This window comes from Gaetbulibacter aquiaggeris, assembly GCF_044003965.1.
Lineage (GTDB): Bacteria > Bacteroidota > Bacteroidia > Flavobacteriales > Flavobacteriaceae > Yeosuana > Yeosuana aquiaggeris.
Genome location: NZ_JBAWKC010000003.1, coordinates 234,459 through 251,395, shown reverse-complemented (window position 1 = coordinate 251,395; position 16,937 = coordinate 234,459). Strand labels below are relative to the sequence as shown.

Below are 16,937 nucleotides of genomic sequence, written 5' to 3'. Positions count from 1 at the left end.
TGAATTTATTTAAGACTATTGGTATGAAATTTAACTAGGCCTTCAATAGGCCTTCTTTCAAAATTACCAGTTGTAAATCCCATTTCTTGAGCCACTTCTTTAATTTCACCTTGTGAAAAATAGGCAATAGATCCTGCAAAATGAACCGGAACCGTCTTAAGCTCTTCTTTATATTGCATGATATAATTTTTTACAAAAAGTCTAATACCATCTTTAATAAGAGTTCTGATATATTCAGAATCTTTATTTAAGAACATAAACTCAGCAAAATTTGCAAGATAGGCATTAGGATTTGGTTGCTTATAAATATTATATTTTATATAATCTGCATCCAGATTATATTTAGTTGAAAAAGCAATTTTAATATCTGTTGGCATATGGTTAAAATAATAATCTCTTATTAATTGTTTACCAAAAAAATTCCCAGCAGCATCATCCATTAAAATATAACCTAAAGATTGCACTTTTTGATGCAATTGTTTGCCATCATAATAACTGCAATTAGACCCTGTACCCAAAATACATACCACAGCTGCCTCATTTTCATGATTAATAGTAGAATAGACCGCTGCCATGGTATCCTCTTCTACTTTAATAAAAGCGTTTAGAAAGATTTCCTTTAATACATTGGCAACAGATTCTTTACCTCTTTCAGTCCCACAACCTGCACCATAAAAATAGACATGAGTGACTTCACTTCTGTTATTTTTAAGATCCTCATTTTTTTTAATTGTTTTCTTAAGTTTTTTTTCAGTTAAAATTTCAGGGTTAAGCCCTTTAGTACGAATTTTTTCCAATAACTGATTACCGTCTTTATCAACTGCAATCCAATCACACTTAGTGGAACCACTATCAACAATTAAAATCATAAGCTTTGAGATAAATAAAATCCATGGAATTATTTAACATAAATAATTCCATGGACAATATATTAAAAATTATACAGAATGAATATGTTGTGCTAAATCAATTAATTTAGTTGAATATCCAAATTCATTATCGTACCAAGATACAAGTTTGAAGAAATTATCATTTAATGCGATACTTGCTTCAGCATCAAAAACACTTGTCATAGGTTCTGAAACAAAATCTTGAGAAACTACGGCCTCTTCAGTATATCCTAAAATACCTTTTAATTCATTTTCAGACGCTTTCTTTAAAGCGGCTTTAACTTCATCCCAAGTCGCTGATTTTTTTGTTCTTACAGTTAAATCTACTACAGATACGTCTGGAGTAGGAACTCTGAAAGACATTCCTGTTAACTTACCATTTAATTCAGGAATTACTTTGCCAACAGCTTTCGCTGCTCCAGTTGAAGAAGGTATGATATTAGCTAAAGCACTTCTTCCACCTCTCCAATCTTTTTTAGAAGGTCCATCAACAGTTAATTGTGTTGCTGTTGTAGCATGCACGGTAGTCATAAGTCCTTCTATAATTCCAAAATTATCATTGATAACTTTAGCTAAAGGTGCTAAACAGTTTGTTGTACATGAAGCATTTGAAACAATCGTATGAGCTGCCGTAATTTGCTTATGGTTTACTCCCATTACAAACATTGGTGCATCAGCAGAAGGTGCAGAAATAGCAACCTTTTTAGCGCCAGCAGTAATATGCTTTTGGGCTCCTTCTAAAGAAGTAAAAATACCTGTACAATCTAATACAACTTCAGCTCCTACAGCATCCCATTTTAAATCTTCTGGATTGCGTTCAGCTGTAATTCTAATTTCTTTTCCGTTTACAACTAAATTTCCGTTTTTCACTTCTACAGTGCCACTAAATTTACCGTGAACTGAATCATACTTTAATAAGTAAGCTAAATGTTCTACATCTAATAAATCATTGATTCCTACTACTTCAATTTCTGGTCTTGATACTGCCACTCTAAAAGCAATTCTACCAATTCTACCAAATCCATTAATTCCTAATTTTAATTTTGACATTTTATTTATGTTAAGATGTTAAGTGGCCATTATTTCTGACACACGCAATAATTCTAAATTTATTTTTGATTTTCCTTTAATAGCCTTTTCTAAAGGAGTCAACTCGATTTCATTATTAAGTAATCCAACCATATAATTGGTTTTACCTTCCATTAAGGACTCTACAGCTTTTACACCCATTCTACTCGCTAAAACACGATCAAAACATGAAGGGGCGCCTCCACGCTGCATATGCCCCAGAACTGAGACTCTCACGTCATAGTTTTCCATATTTTCATCAACATAGTCTTTTAACTCAAAAACGCTTTTTCCTATTTTATCTCCTTCAGCTACAATAACAATGCTAGATGATTTCCCTGATTGTCTACTTCTTCTAAGTGACTCCACTAATCTATCTAAGCCTAAATCTTCCTCAGGTATTAAAATTTCTTCAGCACCAGACCCTACTCCAACATTTAGAGCAATATGTCCAACATCACGACCCATGACTTCTATAAAAAAAAGCCTGTTATGTGAACTTGCCGTATCTCTAATTTTATCTACAGCTTCAACAACTGTATTTAAAGCAGTATCAAAACCAAGTGTATGAGAAGTTCCATAAATATCATTATCAATAGTACCAGGAATTCCAATAACCGGAAAATTAAATTCTTCATTAAAAATCATCCCTCCGGTAAAAGTTCCATCACCACCAATCAAAACCAAGGCATCAATCCCTTTATTTATCAAATGATTATAGGCTAATTTTCTTCCTTCTTTGGTTCTAAATTCTTTTGATCTGGCAGATTTTAAGATTGTTCCTCCTTTGTTAATGATGTCTTTTACACTTCTGGCATTCATTTCTTTAAAATCACCTTCCATTAAACCTTCATAACCACGGTAAACTCCTACACATTCTATATTATGATAAGCACATGTTCTAACTACAGATCGAATCGCTGCATTCATCCCAGGAGCATCGCCTCCGGATGTTAAAACGCCTATTTTTTTTATTTTATTTGACATTAATTCGTAATTAAAAAGTAAAATTACTAAACTAAAATTAGATTACTAACAGCATTTTGGTTTTTTTACGTAAGTGCTAAAACTACAACGTTTTAGTTAATAAAAAAGAGGATTTTATGAAAAATTATTACTGGATAATAATAAAATCTATTAATTCTCATTTTCTTCAGTATTTTTAAAACCAACAAAATCTGGCAAGGTACTTTCGGGTACTTTCTCAGATTCTTTCTTCGGAGTGACGGTTTTTTTCTTTGAATTCAATAAAAGTCTTTGAAGCAATTCTTTGAAAGTGTCAAAATCAACATTATATGAAATACCAATTCCTTGAGTATACCCAATTTCTTCTCCAAAATTACGTATGCTATTTTCTCTATTAAAGACTTTAGCTCTTAAGGTACCTTCTTCATTCAGTAAAAATTCAATTTGAACATCACCTGCCACAACTGTCTGAGTTTCTCCTCCAACTGGAACGCCTACTTTACCATTTATGAGTACGCGATCACTTATTTGAGTTTGTAATGTTAAGTCAAACCGATCATCTGTTTTGTAGTCCGGCCTATTTTCGCCTACTTCATAATTTACACCCACATTAAATTTACTGTCACTACTGGTAAAAATACCATTTACTATACCATTCAATCGTTCTGCAATAGTTCCTGAAAAATTAAGTTCGCTTAAACCTCTTGAAAAGGAACCTGTTGACAATAAATAAAGCGCTTGGTTTTGCCTATCATCATTTGATTCCAATCTATATTGCAATTCTGATTTTACTGTAGAATTCACGTTTGGAAACTCAAATTCAAAACTTGGATCTGGTTGTTCCAATTCACCCGTTAGATTAATATTTAATTCAACAGGAATACTTCTGTTAATGGGGTTATCCAGTAATGGAGAAGGATTTGCCTGTGTTTTATAAATAGCTTCCATATTAATACGGGCTTTTAATGGATCCCCATCCCAGGCTAAAGTTCCACCTGGCTGTACTATAAATTTCTTAGCAACTAAGCCTCCGTATGCAAAATTATAAACACCTTCAAATACCGAAAAGTCACCATATATATTAAATTTTCCGTTAGTATTTATTTCAACAAGCATACCGCCTACCCCTCTTCCTTTAAGTGCATGACCTGTAGCCTTATTAATAATGATTTCGATCTCAGCATCTTCTGTAATATCTAAATCAAAATCTAGTTCAAGACCTTTGATTTCTTCAAATCTAAATTCAATTCCACTACGCTTTGCCTGTTTCTCCTCGGGACTCAAAAAATGTATATAAGAATTGTCACCGAAAGATTCTGTATCACTTAGGGGAATTTTAAAATATGTTCCTGATTTTGTTTCTCCAATAACACTAATTAATAATTGATCTGTGGGACCTTTTATGCTTGCTTTACCTCCAATAAAACCAGTTCCATAATAAAGAGCTTCTTCAGTTTCTGTTGTATTAAGCACTAATAACCTCTCAGTATCCAACTCTAAATCTAAACTCCAATCAGATAAATTAACATGGCTTAATGAGCCACTAAGCTGCCCTTTTGAATTAAATTTAGTATCCGTTAATTCAAGTCTGTCAAAAATAAAACTTTGATTTTGAAGCGAAACTTTAGTGCTTTCTTCAAAATCTAAATCTACTTTGAGATATGGAATATTAAAACCTCCATTATTCACTATTAATTCACCATTTATCTCTGGTCGTTTTAAATTTCCTGACACTTTTGTTTTTCCCGTAACGGTGCCCCTTATATCACTTAAAACATCATGCAACAAAGGGTTTAAAGGCATTAAATTAAATTTGTTAAAAGCCAGATCTACATCTATATATGAATTGTTATTAGCTACATCAATATTTCCATTAACACTAAATGACTTATATTCATCATCTTTGATTGTGACATCAACAAAATAACTTGTTAAATCTTTATTTCCTTTAATGTCTGCATTAAAAGACCCAAAATCAAAATTGTTCACTTTAAAATCGTCAATTACAATGGTTGCATTTGGCAAATAATTCCCGTTTTTCTGAATGACATCAATATCTCCATTTATATTTCCTACTAAGGATATACTATCAATTTCTGGAATAATGTTGGCAAGATTAACATCTTTGAAATTAAGTTTAACATCCTTTTGAGTGCTATCTTTTAAGAAACCCGAAAGTTTAATTTCTTCATTGTTGTGATTAATTCTGAATTTATCAATATTAAAATCAGTGAAACTTTTATTAAATGAGATTTTATTAAAATTATCCTTATTCTCATTAATGAACCAAACATTATCTTTAATTGTTACATCAGACGTTTTAAAACCAACCACAGATTTATTTTCTGTATCTATTGTATGGTAAAAACTTAAATTAAAAATGTCTTTGTTTTTTTTGCCTCCTTTAAATTCTGAACGCATAAACAACGTGTCTTTAAGTGTTACATTGATAAGATTAAACTTTGAAACACTATAATACTTTGTATATATGCTATCAACCTCGATATAGGTGTTAAAAAGCGGGTTGTCATTATCAACTTGTAACTCTATATTGCTGGCAAAGTAATCCAAATATTTAAACTCAGGTGATTTAAATGTTAACTTGAATCCTTTCTCATTACTCTCAACTTGTCCTCTTATGAATGTGTTTTTTCCAAGCTTAATTTCAGGATAAAATACTTCTATAATTTTATTGTAAATTTTAAAATTGAAATTTATGGACTGGTTCTGTTTTACTTTAATAGGAATATAATTTGTATAAATACTTCCAATTGAATTTTCAAACAATTTGGCAATATCTTTAAATACAAATTGACCGCTCATAGCCCCTTCAATAATATCAGGAGAATTAATTTCCATGAATCTTATTTGATCTTCAAATCGAGATGAAACAGCAAATTCATCAAAAAAATAAGTATCATTCTGATTTTTATACGACGTGTTTTTAAATGTTACCTGTCCGTAGGCATCATCTAAATCACTCGCATTCATATTCATTTTAACACTACTCTGAAAAATTGAAATAGTATCCTTTTTAACAAAATTCAATGCTTGAAGATTGGCATAATAAACATTCGCTTCAAAGTCATATTTTTTCATCTTTTCAGAAAAATCTACCAATCCGTTAAAATCAAATTTTAGATTATCATCACTGGCAATAAGATTTCCATCAAAAATTTTATTTCTAACATTCCCCGCTACTTTAATATTTTTATAATTATAACCATTAAATTCAATTTGGTACACATTACCTTTAACTTGGGTATTAATAGTCTCTGCAACAAAACCATTTCCATCAACATCAATATTTAAAGAAACTTTTCCAAAATTAGCATCATTAATAAGCACGCCTAAATCAAAATCTTCGAATATTATATTCCCTTTATAAGAAGCATTATCAATATTATTAACACGAGTCATTTTTAAATCAGAATTCACAAAACCTAATTCTGTTTCGGTTACAACATTGGCAAAAATTGTTGAAGGTGTTATTTCTGATTGACCTATTAAAGTAAATTTGCCTAATCTGTCAAATGAGGAAGGAATTGATGCACCTAAGACATTTGGCAAAAGGGCTTTCAAATCTTTATATGTTGACGTTAATTGACTGAATTTTGCCAACATATAAAAATTATTTTCCTCTTTATTAAATAAATTTTTAAAATTAAAGTCACCAACTATTTTTGATCTAGAACTGGTATTTAAATCTAAATTATTGGCGTGCAAATCGTTTAATGTGCCCGATAATTCAACATTAAATCTGGCATGTTGATTTTCACCAAATTCATTATAAAAGGTATTTAATTCATCAAGTAGTATATTGGCTTCTGTAAACTTTGCAGTGATTTTAACTTTATCTTCAAAAAACTTAAAATCTTCTCTATTATATGAAAATTTTAAGTTTCCTTTTAAAATTGAGTTTTCAGTCTTGATTTGTAGATTATCAAACGTCATCGCTTCAAGCGTATATGAGAAATCTGTCATCATATTCTTGATAGCTACGCCTCTACTGTCCCTAAGCGCTAAAGTGTTTATCCTGGAACTAACATCACTTCCGTTTATTAAAAAATTAGTGGCATTAATATTTAAATTTTCTAATTCAAGTATTTTTGGATTTTCCCTGTTCTCATCAGATAATTTAAAAACGCCATCATAGATTGAAACATCGCTAGATGATAATAAAAAACCACTCTTTTCTTTCCTTGGATTATCATCATCAAACTTGGCGACAAAAACATCCAGATTAGTATCACTTTCTCCTTTATAGCGTTTGATATTAAAAACCAAACCATAAATATCAATATCACCAAAAACTAATTTTCCATTATATAAATTCCTGAAATTTAAAATGGAAGTGTTTAACTCGGTGATACTAATTAATGTGTCTAGTTTAAAATCCTCTATATAAATATTTTTAAGCTGAACATCGCCATTAAATTGCAATCCTACTCTATCAATATTTATACTAGTTCCATAACTTGAATTGAGTTTATTTGTAGCATAGTTTCCAAGTCGAGTTTGAACTGCAGTAATGGATAATATCATCACCAAAATGATGAATAACAACAGCAATATACCCGCTATTTTTGATAATATTTTTAGAAACTTTTTGATACTTGTTAAAGTTATGAATTTATTGAGAATGAATTACATTTGCATATACGAACAATTGAAAGTCACAGATTTCTAATTGTTTTCAAAATTAACAATTATTGTGCCTAATTCTTATTAATGACTAAACAAAATATTTATATAATTGGAATTGAATCATCATGTGATGATACAGCTGCTTCTGTGATGTATAATGGCAAGATTTTAAGTAATGTAGTGGCCAACCAAAAAATCCATGAGGAGTTTGGTGGCGTTGTGCCAGAATTAGCCTCTAGAGCACATCAACAAAATATTGTTCCCGTGGTAACACAAGCATTAGCAAAGGCAAAAATTAAAAAAGAGCAGCTGAATGCCATCGCTTTTACAAGAGGGCCAGGTTTAATGGGGTCACTTTTGGTAGGAACCTCATTTGCGAAATCTTTAGCCTTTGGTTTGAATATTCCACTGATTGATGTAAACCATATGCAGGCCCATATCTTAGCTCATTTTATAGATGAAGAAGGATTTAATAAACCACCTTTTCCTTTTTTAGCAATGACCATTTCTGGTGGACATACTCAAATTGTAAAAGTAAATCACTATTTTGATATGCAAGTTATAGGGGAAACCATTGATGATGCTGTAGGTGAAGCTTTTGATAAAAGTGGAAAAATACTAGGTTTAGGGTATCCTGCAGGTCCTGAAATTGATAAGCTTGCTAAATTAGGAAATCCAAAAGCCTTTAAGTTTACAAAACCTAAAGTTGATGGTTTAAATTTTAGCTTTTCAGGACTTAAAACAGCTATTTTGTATTTTATTCAAAAAGAAACTAAAACGAATCCAGATTTTGTTTATGAAAATTTAAATGATATTTGTGCTTCCATCCAATTTACAATTATTGGTATTTTAATTGATAAATTAAAACTGGCTTCAAAAACTACTGGCATCAAACATATAGCTATTGGTGGTGGTGTTTCTGCGAATTCCGGCATCAGGCAAGCTTTAAAAGATGGTGAGCAAAAATTTGGATGGACCACTTATGTGCCGAAATTTGAATTTACTACTGACAATGCTGCCATGATAGCTATTGTTGGTTATTTGAAATATTTAGAAGGTGATTTTTCAGAACAAGATATAACAGCTTCGGCTAGATTAAAGATTTAAATTAATGCAACTTTTCTACAATCCAGATATTACAGACCAGACCAAACAGTTTTCTTTTGATAAAGAAGAAAGCAAGCATATTTTAAAAGCGTTGCGTAAAACAACTGGAGACCAGTTATATATTACTAACGGCAAAGGGTGGTTGTTTACTGCTGAAATTGCCATTGCTGATATGAAAAATTGTTTAGTTACCATTACTAAAAAGGTATTAAAACAGAAACATCAATATAACCTTCATCTGGCAGTAGCGCCAACTAAAATGAATGATCGTTATGAATGGTTTCTTGAAAAATCTACGGAAATAGGCATAGACAGTATAACACCTCTTATATGCGAACAAAGCGAACGTAAAGTCATAAAAACGGATCGGTTTGAAAAAATCCTTCAGTCTGCCATGAAGCAATCACTTCACTGCTATCTTCCTAAACTAAACAAAGCTATTTCCTTTAAGGAATTTTTAAATCAAAAAAATAGAGGGCAACTATTTATAGCACATTGTGAAGAAACTGATAAAAAATCTTTAAAAGAAGAACTAAAACCAAAACAAGACGTTACCGTTTTAATTGGTCCTGAAGGCGATTTTAGTGTTAAAGAAATTGAAATGGCTATATCGCAAGGTTTTATTCCAGTAACTTTGGGAGAAACCAGATTAAGAACTGAAACCGCAGCTATAGTAGCGTGCCATAGTGTCGCTTTTATTAACCAAGAATAGCAATAAATGAAACTATTTTATTCCATATTATTCCTAACCTTATATTCTGTCGCATTACATGCTCAAGACATCGCATTGCTCAAATATAAAGGTGGTGGAGACTGGTATGCCAATCCTACTTCTTTACCCAATCTAATTACATTTTGTAATAATAACATCAATACAAAAATTAGTCAAAAGCCAGAAACAGTAGACGCAGGTAGTATAGATATTTTCCAGTATCCATTTATACATATGACTGGCCATGGCAATTTGTTTTTTAATGAAGACGAAGCTGAAAATCTTAGAAATTATTTGATCTCGGGAGGGTTTTTACATATTGATGATAATTATGGCATGGAACCCTATTTAACTAAAGAACTAAAAAAGGTATTTCCTGAACAAGATTTAGTTGAACTACCAGCAAGCCATCCTATTTTTAATTGTTTTTATAAATTCCCAAACGGTCTCCCAAAAATCCATGAGCATGATGGAAAGCGGCCACAGGCTTTTGGGGTTTTTTATGAAGACCGACTCGTTCTATTATTTACTTTTGAAAGTGATTTAGGAGATGGCTGGGAAGACGAATTGGTCCATAATGATCCTTTTGAAGTAAGAGAAAAAGCTTTGAAAATGGGCGCCAATATTGTTAAATATGCATTTGAAAACTAATAATTTTAACCTTATATAATTGCAACTCAATCATTACAGCACTAAATTTACAAAACGCATCTTTCCAATTACATTAGTGTCAGAAAATGTGACCAATGCCCCAAATATTGGAAGCTTGTTTAGAATGGCTGATGCGTTTGGAATTGAAAAGCTAATACTTTGTGGAGATAATATTGCACTAGGCAGAAAAACTGCTAAAACATCAAGAGCTACTGAAAAAGTAGTTAATTATGAAATTCAAGACTCTGCCATTGAAGTGGTCGCATCTTTAAAAAAACAAGGGTATCAAATTATTTCTTTAGAAATTACTACTACAAGTAAACCCGTACATGATTTTAAATTTTTAAAGAACCAACCAATAGCACTTATTATAGGAGACGAAAATTTTGGTATTTCAGAAAGCATTTTAAATAGTTCTGATCATATTATTCATATTGATATGTATGGTCAAAACAGCAGTATGAATGTGGTTCAAGCTACTAATATTACTTTATACGAAATCACTAAGCAAATTTTGTAATCACTTTTCATATATTTACTAAATGAATTCAAAAATTATAGCAAGTGGTATTTTAAGAGCTATTGGCATCGTCTTCGGAATAGCTTTATTCTTTTATTTTTTATATAAAATACAATCTGTTTTAGTTTATATTTCAATAGCAGTGGTTATTTCTTTAATAGGCAGACCTATTGTACTCTTTTTACAAAACCGTTTAAAATTCAGAAATACTTTCGCGGTTATTTTCACCATGCTGCTTTTAATTGGTTTTTTCATTGGACTGGTATTGCTATTTATTCCATTAATTATTGAACAAGGGCATAACCTGTCATTATTAGATATTAATAAATTACAAACTAATATTGAAAATTTATATCAACAGATTATCTCTTATTTTAAAATACGAAATGTCAATATTCAAGAATCCTTTGAAAATTATAATTTACTTTCAAAAATAGATTATTCAATTATTCCAAATTTTTTAAATTCTATTATTAGTAGTCTGGGTAGTTTTAGTATTGGTCTTTTTTCAGTACTTTTTATTTCTTTTTTCTTTTTAAAAGACAGCCAATTATTTGAAAATGGTGTCTTAATATTTATACCTGAATCAAAAGAATCCAGATTAACAAATTCCTATAATAAAATTAAAGATTTGCTTTCCAGGTATTTTGTTGGACTCATATTTCAAATTCTAATTTTGTTTACCATTTATACCATTGGTTTACTTATAGTTGGCGTTGAAAACGCTGTAGTCATTGCCTTTTTATGTGCGTTGCTTAATCTGATTCCTTATGTTGGTCCATTGGTCGGAGGATTCTTAATGCTAACCCTGACTATGACCAGTGCGCTTGGAAATGAATTTGGCAGTATTATTTTTTCAAAAATTATTTGGGTTTTAGCAATCTTTATATTTGGACAACTTGTAGATAATTTTTTTAGTCAGCCTTTTATTTTTTCTAAAAGCGTCAAATCGCATCCTTTAGAAATATTTTTAATCATTTTAATTGCCGGCCTATTATTCGGTATTATTGGACTCATTGTTGCGGTTCCTGCCTATACTGCTATTAAAGTAATTTTGAAGGAATTTTTATCTGAGAACCAGATCGTTAAAAAACTAACCAAAGGCTTATAATTATAGTTTGAATAAAGCTATTTTAAATACTGAAATACAGAGTTTTATAAATAATAATTTAGATTCAAATATTACTTCTATTTTATTAAAAGGAACCTCTTTCTCATCTCTAGACACTAAAGAGATTATTGAGCAAATTGAGGCTAAAAAAAAATGCGAAAACAAATTAGCAACTTGGTTCCAAACTAAAAATATCTACTATCCAAATAAGCTAAACATTGAACAAACCTCTTCTGAAGTTACGGCACACTACAAATCAAAATTAATTAAAGGAAATTCTTTAATTGATATTACTGGTGGTTTTGGTGTTGATAGCTTATTTTTTTCAAAATATTTTGAAAAAATTGTGCATTGTGAATTGGACAAACATTTATCAGATATCGTAAAGCATAACTACTCTCAATTAGGCGTTATTAATATTGAAACCCAAAATATTGATGGTATTCAATTCTTAAGGGAAAACAATAAACCAGTTGACTGGATCTATGCCGACCCTTCAAGACGACATGACAGGAAAGGAAAAGTGTTTTTTTTAAATGATTGCTTACCTAACATTCCTGAGCAATTAGACACTATTTTCAACTACACAAAGAATGTGATGATAAAAACATCGCCCTTACTTGATTTAACTATAGGAATTAATGAATTAAACCATGTTAAATCTATTCATATAGTCGCCATAAACAATGAAGTAAAGGAAATATTGTGGATTCTGGAAAAGAATTTTTTGGATGAGATCTTCGTAAAAACAGTAAATATTTTTAAAGAAGACTTCATTGCCTTTGATTTTTTACTGAATGATGAAAAAAAACACCGTTCGGAGTATTCACTACCTCTCACCTTTTTGTATGAGCCCAACGCGGCCGTTTTAAAGGCGGGCGCATTTAATATAATCACCAAGCAATTACAAGTTTTTAAACTTCATACAAACTCACACTTATATACTAGTCACAAACTAATTGATTTTCCTGGCAGACGTTTTAAAATAGAAAACATTTTACCTTATCATATCAAAACTATAAAACAAGCAAACTTAAAAAAAGCCAATATTACTACAAGAAATTTTCCAGAAAGTGTTCAACAACTTAGAAAAAAATTGAATATAAAAGATGGTGGTGAAAAGTACTTGTTTTTTACTACAGATAAAGATGACCGCCGTATTGTGATTATCACCTCAAAATTGTTTTAAAAACAAAAAGGACAAATAACAATATCCTTCCAAAATTGTCATCTGTCCTTTAATAATTGCTATTAACATTAAGTTGCATAAAATTAACTTAATAGGATAAGAAAAAACATGACAAATGTTATCTTTTAAATATTTTATTCGTGTAAAACTAGAAAAGGAATATCGGTATGATAACTGATTTCCTTTATGGTTGGATGGAATAGTATACGCTGAAAATAATTTAAATTTTTTGCGACCATCGTAATTAAATTAACATTTCTTTTCTCCACAAAGGACTGTATAGCAGATTCTAAACTATTATTTGTTAAGTGATGAAATTTAAAATTATTATTGGCAAAATAGTCTTCTAAGTATCCTTTATTTATTTGTTGATCCAAATTTAAGGTCGCCCCTTTTTTGTTAATATGTAAAATATTTATTGATGCTTGGTATTGATCTAAAATCTCTAAAATAGGCTGTAGTAATTCAATGGAATAAAAAGACGAAAAATCAGTAGGAAAGGCAATTTCTTTAGGTTTAACATATTTAGCATTTTCAGGAACTACCAAAGTTGAACAATGAACCCGAGTGAGCACATCACCAGTATTACTGCCTACTATAAGTTTTTTTAAACCTGAAGCCCCCTTAGTTCCCATAACAATAATATCTATTTTCTTTTCAGATACATGTTTTCTAATGGAATCTATAAAATAATTATAATCGGTAAGTGTAAAAAACTTATGCTTATCATTATTTGAAATACTATGGATGCGGTTTATAGCCTCTTTTAATTTCACATTTGCAGGTTTTATGAAAGCTTCCTCAATGACTTCCTGAGTAGGCATATAGGTTGTTTCTGCAACGACAAGTGTATTTATAGTATTAACATGTAATAAATAAAAATTACAACATGAATTTTCGAAAAATTTAAGGGCATACTCAATGGCGTTCCATGAGTTTTTTGAGAAATCAGTAGGTATTAAAATGTTTTTCATTGAATTGACCCTAATCAAAAACAAAAATATGTTTAGACAGCATCACAAAAAATGATATAAATCATATTGTAATACTTTAAAGTAAAACTTAATTTATTTGTTGAAGTTTTTGAATGTCTAAAATCTTAATATTTCTAGCCTCAATTTCTATAAGACCATCCTTCTTAAAACTAGACAGGGTTCTAATCAAAGTTTCAGTAGCGATGCCTGCAACACTCGCTAAGTCATTTCGGGAGATTCTAATGGCTTCGCCAGATTTATTATTTAATTTTTCAGCAAATTTTAATATAGTAGAAGCTGTTTTTTTATTGACAGAACTATAAGCCATATCAATTAATTGATCTCTTGCTCCAGATAAATTATCTGTCAGCAACTGAATTAATTCAAGGGTTATTTTATGATTGTTATCTAAAACATCTTTTAGCTCTTGCTTCGACACGCCCACTAACTCAGTATCCTTTATAGCAGTAGCTGACTCTTGATAAGGAATATTTTGAGTAAATGAAGTATATCCAAAAAGCTCATCTTCTTGATATAAGTTGGTAGTAAGTTCTTTACCATCATTATCAAACTTAAAGTTTTTCACCACGCCTTTTCTTATAAGGTAAATATAATTAGAGTTATTCCCTTCTTCATAAATAATATCTCCCTTTGAATACAAAAAGACCTTACCATTATCATCAAAAAAATTTTTTAAATCATTGAGAGTTTTCATTTCGTCATTGAAAACATTTTCTTCCTGAAATACCCCGTTATTTTCTCTTTCTTCATTAAGAATCGCAGCTTTTGCAATTCTACTTTCAATAGCGCTGATTAATTCCTCTTCATTAAATGGCTTGGTTATATAATCGTCTGCACCAAGATTCATGCCCTTTCTAATATCCTGACGCTCTGTTTTAGCCGATAAAAATATAAATGGAATATACTTAGTGATATCATTTTTTGACAAACTTTCCAAAACACCATAACCATCAAGTTCAGGCATCATAATATCGCATACAATAATACTTGGTAAATACTTTTTGGCAACTTCAACTCCAGCCTTTCCATTTGAGGCCGTTTCAACTTTATAACCTGATAATTCTAAAAGCTCAGCAGTATTCTCTCTTAAAACTATATCGTCTTCTATTAATAATATTTTTTTCATTTTATAGCTTTGTTTGGAATGGTAACATTAAACTTAGTCCCCACATTTTCTTGGCTAACAAATTTAATTTTACCCCCTAAATTTTCTAAATGTGTTTTTACAATATTTAATCCAATGCCTGTTCCTTGCGTAAGTAAAGCATTTTCAGCTCTAAAATAGCGATTAAAAATGTTTTTTTGATCTTTTTCAGGAATCCCAATGCCTTCATCTCTAATTATAAAGGTAGTATTCTCATAATCTTGAATCACATCAATGTCTATTGTTGTGTTTTCTGGAGAATATTTTAAAGCATTATGTACTAAATTAGATAGTGTCAATTCTACAATTTTTTCATCTTGAAACAAGTACATGTCATCTATATTATCAGGATAATTAATTCTTTGACCTTCTTTTAATAACAAATTACAGTTATAAACCACTTCATTAATTACCTTACTCAATTTAAAATCCTTATAATTATATTTAATTTTACCTGTTTCAAGTTTATCAATTGATAAAAAGTCGTTCAAAATATTATTCAGGTAATGCACTCTATCTGTAATAGTTTTTATGTGTTTATCTCTGTTTTCCTGTTGCTCAGTTAATTTGTATTTTCCAAGTAACATGGTTGATGTTAAAATACCACTTAAAGGGGTTTTAAACTCATGAGACACTAATGATAAGAATTTCGTTTTTAATTCATTAAGTTCTATTTCTTTTTTTAATGCAATTTTAGTTTTTAATTCTGCTTCAATTCGCCTTTTATTTTCAGCTTCAAGTCTTGTATTGACAGCTTTTAATTCATCAACTGCATTGATAAGTTCACGAGTTCTTCTTAAAACCTTTTCTTCTAATTGCAAGTTTAAATCTAAAATCTGTTGTTCTTGCTTTTTTCTGACAGAAACATCTATAACCAAGGCCATCACGTAAGTTCTGTCATTAAATTTAAAGGGGTTTAGCCCTATTTCTAATGGGAAAACACTCAAATCTTTTCGCAATCCGTTGAGGTCACGTCCAATCCCCATTTTTCTACTTACATTTTGGTGTATAAAACCTTCTACATGTTGACCGTGTCCAGCATGATAGTTTTTTGGAATCAGAACATTAAGTTCTTTACCTAAAAGTTCTTTACTTTCATAACCAAACATTTGCTCTGCTGAAACATTAGTTGCCACAATATTTTGAGCCTCATCAACAACTACGACACCTTCAGAAACTGCCTCAAAAAGTAAATTAAAAACATGCTGATCCTTTTGAAACATTAATAGTTTGGTTTAAAATTTAAAAGCCTAAAAATACAAAAAAATATAAACTCACATCATATGATCATGGTTAACAAATGTTAAATATCAACAGAATAATAGCATCCCGTTATTAAAACTAAAATAGGTCCAAAATTTTATGCTAAGAGTCGAATTATTTCTATTTTCTATAAGCGTTTAAGTTTAAAGTTAAATCTAAAACGATTATATTTATAATTTAAACGCAAATAGTATGTCTGAAAAATTAGGTAATAAAGAATCTCTACAAATACTTAGCAATAATTACATTGGTCACCTGGCATATATATCAAATGACACGCCTTATATATTGCCTATAACTTATTATTATGACCCCAAAGAGAATACTATCCTGAGCTATTCAAGTGAAGGACATAAAATTAGCGCCATGCGTTTAAATACTGCTGTTTCTATTCAAATTGAAGAAATCGAATCAATAAATAGCTGGAGATCTGTTCTTATAATTGGCGATTTTGAAGAACTGAAAGGAAGTGAAGCTAAAATGCATCTGCATAATTTTGCGCAAAATGTCAAGAATATTATATCCAAAAAAGAGTCAACACACCCTGAGTCTATTAATTCATTTACAAGTAAGCTGGAATCTGATTCTATTCCTATAATCTATCGAATTAACATTCAAGAAATTATAGGCAGAAAAAAACTACCATAATTTATTTTTTAACATATAACTTAACT

At 30.4% G+C, this 16,937-nt stretch carries 14 protein-coding genes; 7 read left to right on the top strand and 7 right to left on the bottom strand.

What is annotated here, in order from left to right; all coding sequences use genetic code 11:
* Window positions 1–5: 5 nt before the first annotated feature.
* The 4 genes from V8G56_RS10390 to V8G56_RS10375 form a co-directional block, all read right to left on the bottom strand.
* The gene (locus V8G56_RS10390; RefSeq protein WP_395438382.1) at window positions 6–869 is read right to left on the bottom strand and encodes a BadF/BadG/BcrA/BcrD ATPase family protein; all 864 of its coding nucleotides are present in this window, start codon (window positions 867–869) and stop codon (window positions 6–8) included.
* A gap of 69 nt (window positions 870–938) precedes the next feature.
* On the bottom strand, window positions 939–1,940 hold the full coding sequence (gene gap / locus V8G56_RS10385; protein WP_395438381.1) for a type I glyceraldehyde-3-phosphate dehydrogenase: 1,002 nt from the start codon (window positions 1,938–1,940) through the stop codon (window positions 939–941).
* A gap of 18 nt (window positions 1,941–1,958) precedes the next feature.
* Window positions 1,959–2,945 (bottom strand): 6-phosphofructokinase, encoded by a 987-nt coding sequence (gene pfkA / locus V8G56_RS10380; protein ID WP_395438380.1) that lies wholly within the window; start codon window positions 2,943–2,945, stop codon window positions 1,959–1,961.
* A gap of 150 nt (window positions 2,946–3,095) precedes the next feature.
* Window positions 3,096–7,469: a translocation/assembly module TamB domain-containing protein gene (locus V8G56_RS10375; RefSeq protein WP_395438379.1), complete on the bottom strand. Its 4,374-nt coding sequence runs from the start codon at window positions 7,467–7,469 to the stop codon at window positions 3,096–3,098.
* Between the two features lie 186 nt (window positions 7,470–7,655).
* Here V8G56_RS10375 and tsaD point away from each other — a divergent pair, with 186 nt between their 5' ends.
* The 6 genes from tsaD to V8G56_RS10345 are packed head-to-tail and all read left to right on the top strand — an operon-like array spanning window position 7,656 to window position 12,861.
* The gene (gene tsaD, locus V8G56_RS10370) at window positions 7,656–8,678 is read left to right on the top strand and encodes a tRNA (adenosine(37)-N6)-threonylcarbamoyltransferase complex transferase subunit TsaD (protein ID WP_395438378.1); all 1,023 of its coding nucleotides are present in this window, start codon (window positions 7,656–7,658) and stop codon (window positions 8,676–8,678) included.
* A 4-nt stretch (window positions 8,679–8,682) separates the two neighbouring features.
* Window positions 8,683–9,390 carry a 16S rRNA (uracil(1498)-N(3))-methyltransferase gene (locus V8G56_RS10365; protein ID WP_395438377.1) on the top strand — a complete coding sequence of 236 codons (708 nt, stop codon included), beginning with the start codon at window positions 8,683–8,685 and terminating at the stop codon, window positions 9,388–9,390.
* Between the two features lie 6 nt (window positions 9,391–9,396).
* The gene (locus tag V8G56_RS10360; RefSeq protein WP_395438376.1) at window positions 9,397–10,041 is read left to right on the top strand and encodes a DUF4159 domain-containing protein; all 645 of its coding nucleotides are present in this window, start codon (window positions 9,397–9,399) and stop codon (window positions 10,039–10,041) included.
* A 19-nt stretch (window positions 10,042–10,060) separates the two neighbouring features.
* Window positions 10,061–10,561, top strand: a complete 501-nt coding sequence (locus V8G56_RS10355) for a TrmH family RNA methyltransferase (protein WP_395438375.1) — start codon at window positions 10,061–10,063, stop codon at window positions 10,559–10,561.
* A 22-nt stretch (window positions 10,562–10,583) separates the two neighbouring features.
* Window positions 10,584–11,672 (top strand): AI-2E family transporter, encoded by a 1,089-nt coding sequence (locus V8G56_RS10350; protein WP_395438374.1) that lies wholly within the window; start codon window positions 10,584–10,586, stop codon window positions 11,670–11,672.
* 7 nt (window positions 11,673–11,679) lie between these two features.
* A complete protein-coding gene (locus tag V8G56_RS10345; RefSeq protein ID WP_395438373.1) occupies window positions 11,680–12,861 on the top strand; it encodes a THUMP-like domain-containing protein in 1,182 nt (393 codons plus the stop codon).
* 134 nt (window positions 12,862–12,995) lie between these two features.
* On the opposite strand, the gene V8G56_RS10340 is transcribed toward V8G56_RS10345, so the two are convergent.
* The 3 genes from V8G56_RS10340 to V8G56_RS10330 all read right to left on the bottom strand — a co-directional run bounded on the left by V8G56_RS10340 (window position 12,996) and on the right by V8G56_RS10330 (window position 16,223).
* Window positions 12,996–13,835 carry a universal stress protein gene (locus tag V8G56_RS10340; RefSeq protein ID WP_395438372.1) on the bottom strand — a complete coding sequence of 280 codons (840 nt, stop codon included), beginning with the start codon at window positions 13,833–13,835 and terminating at the stop codon, window positions 12,996–12,998.
* 88 nt (window positions 13,836–13,923) lie between these two features.
* Entirely contained in the window at window positions 13,924–14,982 is a 1,059-nt protein-coding gene (locus V8G56_RS10335; RefSeq protein WP_395438371.1) for a response regulator, read from the bottom strand.
* The gene (locus V8G56_RS10330) at window positions 14,979–16,223 is read right to left on the bottom strand and encodes a PAS domain-containing sensor histidine kinase (protein ID WP_395438370.1); all 1,245 of its coding nucleotides are present in this window, start codon (window positions 16,221–16,223) and stop codon (window positions 14,979–14,981) included. Before V8G56_RS10330 ends, V8G56_RS10335 begins: the two co-directional genes overlap by 4 nt.
* A 232-nt stretch (window positions 16,224–16,455) precedes the next feature.
* Between V8G56_RS10330 and V8G56_RS10325 the strand changes: the two genes are divergently transcribed.
* Entirely contained in the window at window positions 16,456–16,911 is a 456-nt protein-coding gene (locus tag V8G56_RS10325; RefSeq protein ID WP_395438369.1) for a pyridoxamine 5'-phosphate oxidase family protein, read from the top strand.
* Window positions 16,912–16,937 lie beyond the last annotated feature (26 nt).

What these genes read in the sequence shown, in the direction of transcription:
- V8G56_RS10330 (WP_395438370.1), bottom strand. Translation starts at nt 16,223, where the DNA reads ATGTTTCAAAAGGATCAGCATGTTTTTAATTTACTTTTTGAGGCAGTT.
- gap (WP_395438381.1), bottom strand. Translation starts at nt 1,940, where the DNA reads ATGTCAAAATTAAAATTAGGAATTAATGGATTTGGTAGAATTGGTAGA.
- V8G56_RS10350 (WP_395438374.1), top strand. Translation starts at nt 10,584, where the DNA reads ATGAATTCAAAAATTATAGCAAGTGGTATTTTAAGAGCTATTGGCATC.
- V8G56_RS10365 (WP_395438377.1), top strand. Translation starts at nt 8,683, where the DNA reads ATGCAACTTTTCTACAATCCAGATATTACAGACCAGACCAAACAGTTT.
- V8G56_RS10360 (WP_395438376.1), top strand. Translation starts at nt 9,397, where the DNA reads ATGAAACTATTTTATTCCATATTATTCCTAACCTTATATTCTGTCGCA.
- V8G56_RS10375 (WP_395438379.1), bottom strand. Translation starts at nt 7,469, where the DNA reads ATGATATTATCCATTACTGCAGTTCAAACTCGACTTGGAAACTATGCT.
- tsaD (WP_395438378.1), top strand. Translation starts at nt 7,656, where the DNA reads ATGACTAAACAAAATATTTATATAATTGGAATTGAATCATCATGTGAT.
- V8G56_RS10335 (WP_395438371.1), bottom strand. Translation starts at nt 14,982, where the DNA reads ATGAAAAAAATATTATTAATAGAAGACGATATAGTTTTAAGAGAGAAT.
- V8G56_RS10325 (WP_395438369.1), top strand. Translation starts at nt 16,456, where the DNA reads ATGTCTGAAAAATTAGGTAATAAAGAATCTCTACAAATACTTAGCAAT.
- V8G56_RS10390 (WP_395438382.1), bottom strand. Translation starts at nt 869, where the DNA reads ATGATTTTAATTGTTGATAGTGGTTCCACTAAGTGTGATTGGATTGCA.
- pfkA (WP_395438380.1), bottom strand. Translation starts at nt 2,945, where the DNA reads ATGTCAAATAAAATAAAAAAAATAGGCGTTTTAACATCCGGAGGCGAT.
- V8G56_RS10340 (WP_395438372.1), bottom strand. Translation starts at nt 13,835, where the DNA reads ATGAAAAACATTTTAATACCTACTGATTTCTCAAAAAACTCATGGAAC.